10 protein-coding genes are annotated in these 12,046 nt (G+C 69.7%); 6 read left to right on the top strand and 4 right to left on the bottom strand.

Annotated elements, in window-relative coordinates; genetic code table 11:
• Window positions 1-12: 12 nt before the first annotated feature.
• Together ACGFNN_RS05835 and ACGFNN_RS05830 are read right to left on the bottom strand one after the other, a co-directional pair.
• The gene (locus ACGFNN_RS05835) at window positions 13-3,402 is read right to left on the bottom strand and encodes a CARDB domain-containing protein (RefSeq protein WP_393553336.1); all 3,390 of its coding nucleotides are present in this window, start codon (window positions 3,400-3,402) and stop codon (window positions 13-15) included.
• 388 nt (window positions 3,403-3,790) lie between these two features.
• The gene (locus ACGFNN_RS05830) at window positions 3,791-4,396 is read right to left on the bottom strand and encodes a TetR/AcrR family transcriptional regulator (protein ID WP_393553334.1); all 606 of its coding nucleotides are present in this window, start codon (window positions 4,394-4,396) and stop codon (window positions 3,791-3,793) included.
• Window positions 4,397-4,456: 60 nt separating this feature from the next.
• On the opposite strand from ACGFNN_RS05830, the gene ACGFNN_RS05825 reads away from it, so the two are divergent.
• Window positions 4,457-5,518 carry a hypothetical protein gene (locus ACGFNN_RS05825; RefSeq protein ID WP_393553332.1) on the top strand — a complete coding sequence of 354 codons (1,062 nt, stop codon included), beginning with the start codon at window positions 4,457-4,459 and terminating at the stop codon, window positions 5,516-5,518.
• Between the two features lie 196 nt (window positions 5,519-5,714).
• The gene (locus ACGFNN_RS05820) at window positions 5,715-6,422 is read left to right on the top strand and encodes a DUF2470 domain-containing protein (RefSeq protein ID WP_393553330.1); all 708 of its coding nucleotides are present in this window, start codon (window positions 5,715-5,717) and stop codon (window positions 6,420-6,422) included.
• A gap of 212 nt (window positions 6,423-6,634) precedes the next feature.
• Here the strand turns inward: ACGFNN_RS05820 and ACGFNN_RS05815 are convergent, their stop codons facing one another.
• On the bottom strand, window positions 6,635-6,994 hold the full coding sequence (locus ACGFNN_RS05815; protein ID WP_393553328.1) for a YybH family protein: 360 nt from the start codon (window positions 6,992-6,994) through the stop codon (window positions 6,635-6,637).
• Window positions 6,995-7,092: 98 nt separating this feature from the next.
• Between ACGFNN_RS05815 and ACGFNN_RS05810 the strand changes: the two genes are divergently transcribed.
• Window positions 7,093-8,010, top strand: a complete 918-nt coding sequence (locus ACGFNN_RS05810) for a LysR family transcriptional regulator (RefSeq protein ID WP_393553326.1) — start codon at window positions 7,093-7,095, stop codon at window positions 8,008-8,010.
• A 93-nt stretch (window positions 8,011-8,103) separates the two neighbouring features.
• Here the strand turns inward: ACGFNN_RS05810 and ACGFNN_RS05805 are convergent, their stop codons facing one another.
• Complete coding sequence (locus ACGFNN_RS05805; RefSeq protein ID WP_371604899.1) at window positions 8,104-8,181, bottom strand: 50S ribosomal protein bL37; 78 nt, start codon at window positions 8,179-8,181, stop codon at window positions 8,104-8,106.
• 399 nt (window positions 8,182-8,580) lie between these two features.
• Here ACGFNN_RS05805 and malX point away from each other — a divergent pair, with 399 nt between their 5' ends.
• From malX to ACGFNN_RS05790, 3 genes are all read left to right on the top strand, one after another.
• Window positions 8,581-10,185: a maltose/glucose-specific PTS transporter subunit IIBC gene (gene malX / locus ACGFNN_RS05800; RefSeq protein WP_393553324.1), complete on the top strand. Its 1,605-nt coding sequence runs from the start codon at window positions 8,581-8,583 to the stop codon at window positions 10,183-10,185.
• Window positions 10,186-10,187: 2 nt separating this feature from the next.
• Window positions 10,188-11,396, top strand: coding sequence for a MalY/PatB family protein (locus ACGFNN_RS05795; RefSeq protein WP_393553322.1), 1,209 nt, complete (start codon window positions 10,188-10,190; stop codon window positions 11,394-11,396).
• Between the two features lie 156 nt (window positions 11,397-11,552).
• Window positions 11,553-12,023 (top strand): MarR family winged helix-turn-helix transcriptional regulator, encoded by a 471-nt coding sequence (locus ACGFNN_RS05790; RefSeq protein WP_393553320.1) that lies wholly within the window; start codon window positions 11,553-11,555, stop codon window positions 12,021-12,023.
• Window positions 12,024-12,046: the final 23 nt, after the last annotated feature.

The raw sequence follows: 12,046 nt of genomic DNA, 5'->3' as shown, positions 1-12,046 counted from the left end.
CCGGTGACCGGACTACCGCCGGGCACTCGCCTTCGACGGGCTGCCGTTGATGACGAACTGCGAGCCCGGTTCGACCACCACGTCACCGTCGGCCGAGCCGGTGATGGTGACGTCGGTGAGCGTCGCGCTGCCGCGCGCTCCTCCGTGGGCCAGGATCCCGGCCCCGTTGACGGAGTTGTCGATGGTGACACCCGAGATCCGTGCTCCGGGTACGGAGCCGCCACCGGACTTGAACTGGATGCCGTCGTAGGTGGAGTCGCGGATGTCGGTGTCACGGATCGTGACTCCGGGGATGTCCTGGCCGGCGGCGAAGAGGGTGATCGCGCCGAACTCCTGGGCCTCGCCCCAGAAGGCGCCGCCCGTGCGGTGGAGTGCGTTGTTGGCGATCAGCGTCTGCCCCGAGAAGGGCAGGGGGTCGTGGTCCGTCGCCAGCATGATGCCGGGGTAGTTCATGGTGTCGGAGATGATGTTGTTCTCGATCGTGTTGCCGTAACCGCCGTAGATCGCGACCCCGTTGGCGCGCCAGGGCAGTTGGATGGTGTTGTTGCGGAAGTGGTTGTCGTGTCCGACGTCCACGGACGGGTTCTTCACGTACTTGCTCGACCACACGGCCAGCGCGTCGTCCCCGGTGTTCCTGAGGGATGAGTTGAACACCGTGGAGTTCCTCGTGCCGTTCGCGAAGTTGATTCCGTCGGCGTAGGTGTTGCGGATCCGCATGCCGGTGAACTCGACTCCGTCCCCCGGGCCCCAGAGGTCCGGGATGTTGTCGTAGTCGCGTCCGACCCAGACACCTACGTTGGCGTGCTCCAGCCACACGTTGGTGATCGCGGTCCCCTCGCCGAAGCGGCCGTTCAGTCCGACACCTCCCTCGGCATTCCCGTCGCCGCCGCGGATGGTTCCGGAACCGAAGATCGCGAGGTCGGAGATCTTGGTGTTGTCGTCGATGTCGAAGCCGAAGTTCCCCTCGTGGGGGTGGTTGATGCCTCCGGCGTTCTGCGGCGGGGTCAGCGTGTACAGCTGGGAGTGCCACATGCCCGCACCGCGGATGGTGACGTCCCTGATGCCGACCTGGTTGAACTGCCCCCGGTTCAGGGGATCGTCGGTCAGGATCTTCTGCTCCTGCCGCCACTGGCCCGGCGGGATCCAGACGCAGCCGATGTCACCGTTCTGGTCGGCGGTCACCGCGCGCTGGATGGCGTCGGTGTCGTCGATGCCGTCGTTCGGGACGGCCCCGTAGGCGGTGACCGAGGTGCAGCCGGACGGCTGGGCCGTGGCGGGGGCGACCTGCTCCAGGTCGACCAGGTCGATGATGTAGAAGGCTGCCGAGTCGCCCGCGTCGCGCTGGAGCCGGAACTTCGTCCCCGCCGGGTAGGTGCGGGTGAGCAGGGCGTTGGACTCGTCGAAGAGTCTCCGGGCGTCCGCTCCAGGCTGGTTGGTGAGGCCTTCGGGGCTGTCGGTGTCGCCGTAGAGCCAGCTGTGCTTGGAGGAGAGGGTCAGTTTCCGGACGAAGGTGTTGTCCGCGTAGAGGCTGATCGTGGCCTCCGCCCCGCCGCCTCCGGACGCGTCGGGGATCGAGTTGCGGACGACGATCGAGTTGGACGGCACGGTCGAGGTGATCTCGACGTACTCTCCGGTGGCGTTCAGCCGTACGGACTCACGGCCCGACGACTCCGTGGCGAAGTTGGTGTGGCCGAAGGTGCGTTCCTTGTCGGACTTGAGCAAGGTGCCTCTGTACGTGCCCTGTTCCGCCTCGTACTCGGTGTAGGGCACCGCGGCACCACGGCCGACCACGATGGCCCGTGAGTAGACGTTGTTGCTCTCGTTGATCTCGGCGACGGTGCTCGTGGCGTCCGCGGTGGCCGTCAGGTTGGCCCCGCCGCTCTTCGCGGTCCAGCTCCCCGTGATGGGCACCGTGACGGTGCCGCCCGCCGGTACGGCACCGGTCGTGCCGTTCAGGGTCGTGTTCTCCACCTGGAGCCGGGTGACCGAGGACGCGGTCGCCGCGGTCGTACCGCGGTTGTGGACGGATACCGAGAAGGTGACTGCCGCGCCGACGGCGGGGTTGGCCGGGCTGGAGGAGATCCCCAGCACCTGCAGGTCGGGGCCGGGACTCTGGGCGACCACGAGCTTCGACGCGGTGGTGCGGCTGTTGTTGCTGTTGTCCTGCTCGACGACCGTGTCGGTCGGGTCGACCACAGCCGAGACGCCGTAGCTGCCCTGCGGACGCTTGCCCACGGCGACGGCCACCGTGGCCGAGGCTCCCGGGGCCAGCGCACCCACCGACGCGCTGCCGGCGACGGCACCCTCCAGGCTGACCTCGACGGCGGTCGCCGCCGACGCGGACGTGCCCGCGTTGCGCACGGTGGCGTTCACGGTGATGTCGTCCTTCTCCGACGGGGACGCGGGGGACCACGTCAGGTCGGAGACGATCAGATCCGGGTTGGGTGCGGCGGTTCCGACCACCTGGAGTTCGGCGACCTGCGCCCCGGGCGCACCGGTGTTGGAGGAGAACCTGAGCTGCACGTCCGCGTACCGCCCGCTGACCGGGATGGTCACTGTGTTCTGGTTCCCCGACGGGCTGAAGACGTGGTCGGCCCGCGCCTTGACCGAGGTGAAGCCGGTCGCGGCCTGCGCGCGTCCCAGCACCTCGATGCCCTGGGTGCGGGTGGACCACGCCTGGTCGGGCGAGAGCTTCACCACGACGGCCTCGACGTCGGCGTCGGCTCCGAGCTTCACCGTCAGCGTCGAGGGATGACCGTTCGACTCCCAGTACGTGCCGGTCTCACCGTCGTTCGCATTGGCCGCGACGTAGGTCTGTGCGTAGGAGGAAGCCTCGATCGGCTTGTCGAGCGCGAGGTTGGAGCCTTCCACGGGCGTCGGGCCAGGGTCGTCCTCGCCGTACACCTCAACCTGGGAGAGCTGCGCGGCGTTCCAGCCGGTGTTGGCGGTCACCTGCACGCGGATGTACCTCACCTCCTTGGAGGCGAAGTCGATGGTGACCGTGTTTCCCGTGGCGGGGCTGAACACCCGGCCGGCGGAGGCCGACAGCGTGCTGAAGGTGCTGCCGTCCGTCCCGCCCTGGACGGCGAGGGTCTGGGTGCGCGCCTCCCACGTCGACGGCAGGCCCAGGACCACCCTGTCGACGTCCAGAGGCGCGCCGAGGTCGATCCTGACCCACTGCGGGAAGGTGCCCGGGCTCTCCCAGTACGTCTGCTGACTGCCGTCGGTGATGTTGGACGCCGGGTAGGCGCCGTGCGCCCCGCTCGTCGTGACCGGCTTGCCCCGGGCCAGGTCAGGCCCCTGAACCGCCGCCGAAGCGGTGACGGGCAGGAGCCCGACGGTCATCAGCGCGGCGGTCACCGCGCCGGTGACGAACCGCAGGCCGAGTCTCTTCCATCTCATGCTGTCCTCTTGTTCCGTGAGGCGGCGGGCCGGGAGGGCACGACGACGCGCAGCCGTCAGCGCGCGGCAGGTGCGACGCCGGGCGATGGGCTACGGGCAGGTGCGGGCTGCCGGTACACCGACGGGGCTGTCCAGGACACCGGCAGGAGACGGGGAACCGGTCGCCTGCCAGCAACTCGCGCTCATTGCTTGGAATTTTGAGTGATCCGGTCAATATTTTGCGGTGTCGAGGTGACAGGTTTCTAGCGCGTCACACATTTGTCAACGGTTCTCACACCGGCACCGCCCGCACACCGGACGCCCGTGCGGTTCCGCGCGCGGACGGCCCGCCTCGCACGCGCTCACACCGCCCGGACGGGAACGGTGCCACCGCCGTCATGGCGGGCCGTCAGCTGAGCCCGGCGTCGGTCCTCATGACGAGGGGGAGGAACAACAGGTCCACGATCTCTTCCAAGTCACCCTCGGAAGGGGTGTGATGAGCCATCAGGAGCTCATGGAGGACCTGCACCACAGGGAGCGAGACCAGGCGATCCGGGAGCGGCAGGGCAGGGTCGACCTCCCCACGCCGGACCGCTCGGGCGAGGACCGTACGCATCGCGTCCGCACCGGGGCCGCGATTGCGGGAAGCCAGATAGACGGAAAGGTCGGTGCTCTGACCTTCCTCCGCGGCCAGCACGCTGCGCACGGGGGCCAGATCGGCCATCCGTCGCACGATGAAGCCCAGCAGAGCCAGTACGTCACCACGCAGATCACCCGTGTCGGGCGGCTCCCCGGGAACGGGCGGCGCCTTCCGGCGCGCCGCGGCGAGAACGAGTTCCCGCTTGGCCGGCCAACGGCGGTAGAGGACGGCGCGACTGGTACCCGCACGCACGGCGACGGCCTCGTAGGTCAGCCGCTCATAACCGAGTTCCACCAGTTCGTCCCAGGCGGCATCGAGGAGCGCCTGTTCCAGCACGGCACCCCGGCGGCGCCTGCGTACGGGTTCTTCGGACACGCCGTGTATCTTAGAGTCTCCATTCAAGATACAAAGCGACTCTTAAATGGGGGCGCCTGTATGCGCGACAAGGGCATCCACTACGACACCGGCCTGCACTTCCTCGGCCGGCAGACCCGGCCCTCCTTCGATCCCGGCGCCGTTGAGCGGGAGATGGGGATCATCGCCGGAGATCTCCACTGCAACGCGGTCCGGATCATCGGCGACGATCCCGGGCGGATCGACACGGCGGCCCGCCTGGCCGCCGCTGCGGGACTACGGGTCTGGTACTCGCCGTTCCCCTGCGAGATGACGGACGAGCAGATGCTGCCGTACTTCACCGACTGCGCCGAGCGGGCCGAGCACCTGCGGCGCGAGGGAGCGGAAGTCGTACTCGTCACGGGCTGCGAACTGAGCATGTTCGCCCGGGGATACCTGCCCGGTGACACCTTCGCCGACCGGACGCGGGTCCTCGCCGGACCCGACCGCGAATCGGCCCTCCCCGGCGTTCCTGAGCGCGTGAACTCCTTCCTCGCCACGGTCGTCGGCGCCGTGCGGCCCGTGTTCCAGGGACCCGTCACCTACGCCTCCAGCCCCCTGGACGGAGTCGACTGGACCCCGTTCGACATCGTCGGCCTCGACGCGTTCCGCAGCTTGCGCAACGCCGCCACCTACCGTGACGACCTGCGCAAGGAGTTCACCCACGGAAAGCCGGTAGCCGTACTCGAAGTGGGCTGCTGCACCTTCCGGGGAGCAGGGGACTACGGCGGGGCCGGCTGGCACGTGGCCATGGAACCGGACGGGGTCACCCTCCGGCCGGACCTGGTGCGCGACGAGGGCGAGCAGGTCCGGTACATCGAGGAGATCATGCCCGTCCTGACCGAGGAGGGCGTCGACTCGGTCTTCTGGTTCAGCTTTCTCGACGGGCGGAGCCCGCATCGGCCGAACGGCGGCCCCGACCTCGACATGGCCTCCTACAGCATCGTCAAGCTACTCGACGAGAGCGGCGCCGACCCTTCGCGCTCGCGCACCTGGGCCGGTCTGCCCTGGGAGCCGAAGGAGGCGTTCCACGCACTGGCGAGCCACTACGCCCCCGTCGGCCGACCACGCACGGGTGATCCGGCGCCGGGACGGGAGCGGTAGCGGGACCCGGCGGCCACGCACCAGGAACCGGCGGGGCGACACGGGTCCGGCTCCCCCACGGAGCCGGCCTCGAACACAGATCGGGCGGGCCCCCGCGCTACCCGATCACCCACTCATGGGTTAGGTTAGGCATACCTAAGTAGCCGATGAGGCTTTCTCGTGAGGCCTCCCCCGCCTGCTCTCCTGGAGAAGTTGGATGCGTCCGTTCACCTCCCGCGTCACCCAGCCCACCCCCGCCGAACGCGTGCTGTCCATCCTCACCGCGGCCCACTCGATGACCGTGGTGAGCGACGGGCACGAGCCCGTCGAGGTGCACCGCCTCGACGGTACGGCCGCGATGGGGCACATCCACCTGCACGAACCCTCCGAGCCTGGCTCCGAGCCGACGGGGCCACGCGTGCCCGTGAGGCTGGAGTTCACCGATATCGCGCCCACACCGGTGCGGGACAGGATGCGGGCCCGCGTCACCGTGACCGGCCTGCTGTCGGCGCCGTACGACACGGAGTCCGCCGAGAGCACCTGCATGGAGTTCGGCCAGGCGGTCTACGAGGACCACCGGGGCCGGGCGTTCGTCACCCTGGACGCGCTGCAGGAGACGGACCCCGACCCCCTCGCCACCGGTGAGGCGGGGATGCTGACCCACCTGGTGGACGAGCACGGCGAACTGGTGCCGCTGCTCGTACGCCTGATGCAGCCGCAGCCGGAGAAAGGCGTCACCCGCGTCCTCCCCCTGGGGATGGACCGCTACGGCATCACCCTGCGCCTCGAATACCCCGGGACCCACCGCGACGTGCGCCTCCCGTTCGCGAAGCCGATCGTCCGACTCGACCAGGCGGGCCCTCAGATCCACGCCCTGCTGACCGCCGCCCGCCGGGCCTCCCACCACAACCAGCTGCTCACCTGACCACGCCTCCTCCGGCGCTTCCTGGCTCCCGGCATCGTCATGCGGCAGCGGACGGGAGCACGGTGAGCGCGCGAGAAGGGCGGTCGAGCCGACTCGTCGCCGCACGGAGGGACCCGGGCTCCGGGCCCAGGGGGACGCCGGTGGCCACCACCGCCCGCGGTACCCCGCGGACCCGACGACCATTCCGGTGCCGCAGCGGCGGGGGTCGGCGGCTAGGGAGTGACGAACTCCGGCTGGTCGAGCAGCCGTAGCCAGCTTCCGTCCGGCTGGCGCCGGACGACCTGCGCGCGGGCTCCCGCGCCGTCCCGGGGCGGCGTCGAAGTCAGGGCGATGTCGCCGCTGATCAGAGTCGGCAGCGGCTCCTCGGGCTCGAAGTGGGGCCGTCCGCTGAGCACTTGGGCCCACAGGTCGCGGATCGCGTCCCGGCCCACGGTCCGCGACCCCGGAGGGTAGGCCAGCACCGCGTCCTTCTCGTATAGCGCCGCGACCCCGTCGGCGTCGCCGGCGTTGGACCGCTCGACGAACAGACGGGTGATGTCCTCGGGACTCACAGCCTTCTCGTACTCCTGCACGGGTCTCTCCTGACGTCGTTCTTCCCGGACTTCCAGCCTGGTGGCCCTCACTCCAGAAGTCCAACAGCTGGATCTACTGGAAGCTAGAATCCATGCTTATGGATCTGAGGCAGCTGGAGTACTTCGTCGCGGTCGCCGAGGAACGCAGCTTCACGCGGGCCGCCGGACGGGTTCACATCAGCCAGTCGGGTGTCAGCGCCCAGATCCGGCAGTTGGAGCGGGAGCTGGGCGCGGAACTGTTCGACCGGTCGGCGCGCGCCGCCACCCTCACCGCCGCGGGACAGGCCGCCCTCGGACATGCCCGCGCCGCCTTGTCCGCCGCCGGATCGGTCAGCCAGGCGGTCGGGGACGTGACCGGTCTGATCCGCGGCCGGCTGACCGTCGGGATGGTGACCGGCTGCACCATCACCCCGCTCTTCGACGCGCTCGCCGCGTTTCACCGGGCTCACCCCGGTGTGGAGGTCCGCCTGCTGGAGGACACCTCCGACCGCCTCGTCGACGGGGTGCGCTCCCACACGCTCGACCTGGCACTCGTCGGAAGCGCGAGGGCGGAGCACGAGGGGCTGGACTCGATGACGATCGTCAGCGAGCGGATCGTGGCGGCCGTCCCGGCCGACCACCCGCTGGCGAAGCGGAGCAGCGTCACCCTGCGCGACGTCAGCGCCCACCCCGTCGTGTGCATGCCTCCCGGCACGGGTCTGCGGACGGTGTTCGACGAGGCGTGCGCGGCCCAGGGTCTGCGGCCGGTGATCGCACTGGAGGCGAGTGCTGCGGACGCCATCGCCGGTCTCGCCGCACGTGGGCTCGCGGTCGCCGTGCTGAGCGCCTCGATGGCCGCGCCTCATGGCGGCCGGCTGACCGCCCGCACCATCGACGACGCCACTTCACCGGCCCTGCTGTCCCTGGTCTGGAAACCCGACCGCAGTCCGGCCGCACGGGAGTTCCTCAGGTACGGCCGCCGGGCGTTCACAGGAGGGTCGGACGAGCGGGCCGACGGGAGCGTGACCACCGCCTGACGCCTCCCGCACCCGGGGGTCCCCGGCCCAGTTCCACGGGAACGCGTTCGGGGGGTGGCACATGTGCCACCCCCCGAACGTACCGGCCCGCCCTCAGGTCTGGGGACGGCTGCCGTGGTTCGCGCCGTTCTTGCGGCGGGCCTTCTTCTTGCGACGTCGCTTCGAGGACATCGAACCTCCTCATTCGGTAGCTCTTGCACACTATCCACCGGATTGTCGGATCCGGCGATCACAGGGCCCCTTACCCGGAGTCGCCACGTCAAACACCGCACGGCGACGCGGACGAGTGACGTGCGCCACTTTCCGTGAACGGGCTGCCACGCCGGGCGCCCACCTCCAGCCGGCCACGTCGATCGGCGCCCCGGGTCCATGGACAGCCGCCGACCTGCCGTGATGTGATCCGTGCGGCGGAACGGCCCTGCCTGGCGCTGCTCACCCGGCGTTACCGGGGGTGCGCCGCATGGGGACGGCCGACCTCCTCGCCCGACCGCCGCCGTTCGGCCGCCCCTGGATCCCGCGTCCACGCGCCGAGCGCCGGGCCCGTCCCCCCATGCTCGAAAGTTCGTACATATGCAGAAGACCAAAGCCGCCCTCTGGGAATTCCTCCAGGGGCTCGGCAAGACGTTCATGCTCCCGGTGGCCCTGCTCGCGTTCTGCGGCATCATGCTGGGCATCGGCTCCTCGCTCTCCAGCGAGGCGGTGACCGACAACCTCCCCTTCCTCCAGGCCCAGGGCTTCCACGTCGTCTTCACCTGGATGGCCAACACCGGGCTGGTGGCCTTCACCTTCCTCCCCGTCCTGTTCGCCATGGCCATCCCGCTGGGGCTCGCACGCGAGGACAAGGGCGTCGCGGCGTTCTCAGGATTCGTCGGATTCGCCGCCATGAATCTCGCGGTGAACTTCTACCTCACCGCCCGGGGGGTCGATCTCGAGGACGAGAAGGCCATCGAGCACTACGGCATAGCCGACGTGCTGGGCGTGCAGTCGATCGATACGGGACTCCTCGGAGCCGTGGCCGTTGGCATCGTTGTCAGCCTTCTCCACCAGCGCTTTCGCACCCAGCGCATGCCTGACGCCCTGGCCTTCTTCGGCGGTCTGCGCTTCGTCCCGATCATCTCCGCGCTCGTGATGAGCGTCCTGGGGCTGCTCATCCCGCTGGTGTGGCCTGCCTTCAACGGCTGGATCACCGCGGTGGGGCGCGGCATCGGGCACACGGGGGTCTTCGGGCCGTTCTTCTTCGGGATGGGCGAGGTGCTGCTTCGCCCCATCGGCCTGCACCACATCCTCGTCGCCATGTTCCGCTTCACCGACGTCGGCGGTTCGGGTGCGGTGTGCGGGGAGCACGTCTCCGGTGCGCTGAACATGTTCTACGCCCACCTGGACTGCGCCGGTGCCCCGAGCTCGGCCGTCACCGACGCCACTCACTTCCTCTCCCAGGGCAAGATGGCCGCCTACCTGGGCGGGCTCCCGGGTGCGGCGCTCGCGATGTACCACTGCGCGAACCGGAAGATGCGGCCCGAGATCAAGGCCCTGCTGGTGTCCGGTGTCGTGGCCTGCGTGGTCGGCGGGATCACGGAGCCGCTGGAGTTCCTGTTCCTGTTCGTCGCGCCGTGGCTGTACGCCATCCACGCGGTCCTGGTGGGGCTCGGCTTCCTCACGGCCGCGGTGCTCGGCGTCTTCATCGGCAACACCGACGGCAATGTCATCGACTGGCTGGTCTTCGGCGTGCTGCAGGGTTCGTCGACCAAGTGGTACCTGGTGCCGGTGATCGCGGCCGTGTGGTTCGCCGTCTACTACTTCCTGTTCCGCTGGGCCATCAAGCGCTTCGACCTGAAGACCCCCGGCCGCGAATCGGAGTCCGAGCAGGTGGACGAGGACGGCGAGCAGGCCTCGGACGAGGTGCCCGGGGCCCCGCGAGAGCTGGTGGCCGGGAAGTACGACGCCGTGGCGATCCTCGACGCGATCGGTGGAGCCGGGAACATCCGCTCCCTGGACAACTGCATCACCCGCCTGCGCATGACCGTCGAGGACGCCGCACAGGTGGACGAGGCGCGACTGAAGAAGCTCGGCGCCGTGGGTGTGATCAAGCTCGACGACCACAACGTGCAGGTCATCATCGGGCCCCAGGTGCAGTCCGTGAAGGACGCCGTCTCCACCCTGATCCCGGTGGGCTGACGATGACCTCGCCCACCCCGCAGGACAGGACCCTCGACCCGTACGGCTTCGGAACCCCGGTCGACAGGCACGGCACCTGGTGCACCCAGTGGGACTACGTCGAGGACCGGTTCGGTGTCCCGGACCTGCTCCCGTTCACCATCTCCGACATGGACTTCGAGACGGCCCCACAGGTCATGGCGGCACTACGGGGCCGCCTGGACCACGGCGTGCTCGGCTACTCACGGTGGCGACAGGAGGACTTCCTCTCCGCGATCGTCCATTGGTACACGACCCGGCACTCCACAACCGTGGATCCGGAGTCGGTCGCCTACGCGCCTTCCGTCGTCTACCAGCTCTCGCAGCTGCTCCGGCTCTGGTCGGCTCCGGGTGACGGTGTGGTGGCCCATGCCCCGATGTACGACGCCTTCCCCAAGACGGTGGCGGCCAACGGGCGCCGGCTCCTGGGGTGTCCGCTCGACGACTGGGACGAGCTGGAGCGGCTTCTGGCACTGCCCGACACCGCCGTACTGCTGCTCTGTTCCCCGCACAATCCGACGGGCAGGGTCTGGTCCGCCGGCGATCTCGACCGGATGGCGGCGCTGTGCGAACGGCACGGCGTCGCGGTGATCAGCGACGAGATCCACTCGGACCTCGTCCACGCACCGTATGTCCACCGGCCCTGGGTGAGGCACGCCCGCGAGGGCCGGTGGGCCGTGATCACATCGGCGTCGAAATCGTTCAACATCCCTGCGTTGACGGGCAGTTACGGCATCATCGGCGACGACGCGTCACGCGAGGCCTACCTCCGGCAGCTCAAGGAGGCGGACGGGCTCTCCTCCCCGGCCGTCCTGTCGCTGGTGGGCCACATCGCCGCGTACCGACAGGGGGCCGACTGGCTGGACGCCCTGCGCGACTACCTCGCGGGCAACCTCGCGATGATCGCCGGCCGACTGAGGGCGGAGCTGCCGCAGCTCGACTGGGAGCCTCCGCAGGCGGGGTACCTCGCCTGGATCGACCTGCGGCCCCTGGGGATCGACGACGACGCCCTCCAGCGCGAGCTCGTGGACGTCGAGAGGGTGGCCATCATGCCCGGGGCCGCCTACGGGGCACCCGGGTACGTGCGACTCAATGCCGGATGCCCGCGCTCCAAGGCGGAGGCCGGAGTCGACGCACTGGTGCGCGCGACACGAAGGCTCATGGCACCGGGGCGGGCTCCGGGCCCGCACTGATCAGCACGCCCCCTCGCTTCTCGGGCCCGGCCCGCCGTACCGGCGGGCCGGGCCCGTCGCATGCGGCGGCTCACCCTCACCCACGCCTCCCAGGACCAAATGCGCATTTTGCCCGCTCGTGGTTCCGTCACCTCTTGACATATATATAATTGCCATATGCATCAATCGTCGTCCCCGGCAGCCCCCACGGATGAGCAGCGCGTCGAGAGCGCGGCCCGGGGCCTGCTGCGAAGCATCGGACGGCTCTCACAGATCCTCTTCAGGGCCGGCGAATTCGGGCTCGGCCGCGGCCAGGTCGCCGTACTCGACGCCCTGGAGGACGGGCCCCGCCGGGTCACCTCCCTCGCGGCGTACACCGGCACGTCCCAGCCCCGCGTGACCGTGGTGCTGCAGAGCCTCGAGGAACAGGGCCTCGCCACGCGGGAACGGCGTGCCGCGGACCGCCGGGTGGTCGAGGCGTCCCTCACCCCCGCCGGACGGGATCTGCTCGAACAGGGCCGCCGACGCATGGCCACCGCGCTCCTGCGGGGGCTGGACGCGGGCGTCGACGACACCGAGCGCGCGGCCGGTGCGGCCCGGGACGCCCTCACCACCTTGTTGAACGCGATGGATTCGGAGCACAGTTGATCAGCCCAGGTACCGCGCCGTCC

The sequence above is a fragment of the Streptomyces sp. NPDC048590 genome (genome assembly GCF_043199535.1).
In the GTDB taxonomy this organism is placed as follows: Bacteria; Actinomycetota; Actinomycetes; order Streptomycetales; family Streptomycetaceae; genus Streptomyces.
Note: the sequence above shows the minus strand (reverse complement) of the source record. Positions and strands in the feature narration are given on the sequence as shown.

Excerpts from the sequence above, each read along its gene's own strand:
- ACGFNN_RS05835 (WP_393553336.1), bottom strand. The coding sequence starts at position 3,402 with ATGAGATGGAAGAGACTCGGCCTGCGGTTCGTCACCGGCGCGGTGACC.
- ACGFNN_RS05825 (WP_393553332.1), top strand. The coding sequence starts at position 4,457 with ATGCGCGACAAGGGCATCCACTACGACACCGGCCTGCACTTCCTCGGC.
- ACGFNN_RS05820 (WP_393553330.1), top strand. The coding sequence starts at position 5,715 with ATGCGTCCGTTCACCTCCCGCGTCACCCAGCCCACCCCCGCCGAACGC.
- ACGFNN_RS05810 (WP_393553326.1), top strand. The coding sequence starts at position 7,093 with ATGGATCTGAGGCAGCTGGAGTACTTCGTCGCGGTCGCCGAGGAACGC.
- ACGFNN_RS05805 (WP_371604899.1), bottom strand. The coding sequence starts at position 8,181 with ATGTCCTCGAAGCGACGTCGCAAGAAGAAGGCCCGCCGCAAGAACGGC.
- malX (WP_393553324.1), top strand. The coding sequence starts at position 8,581 with ATGCAGAAGACCAAAGCCGCCCTCTGGGAATTCCTCCAGGGGCTCGGC.
- ACGFNN_RS05795 (WP_393553322.1), top strand. The coding sequence starts at position 10,188 with ATGACCTCGCCCACCCCGCAGGACAGGACCCTCGACCCGTACGGCTTC.
- ACGFNN_RS05790 (WP_393553320.1), top strand. The coding sequence starts at position 11,553 with ATGCATCAATCGTCGTCCCCGGCAGCCCCCACGGATGAGCAGCGCGTC.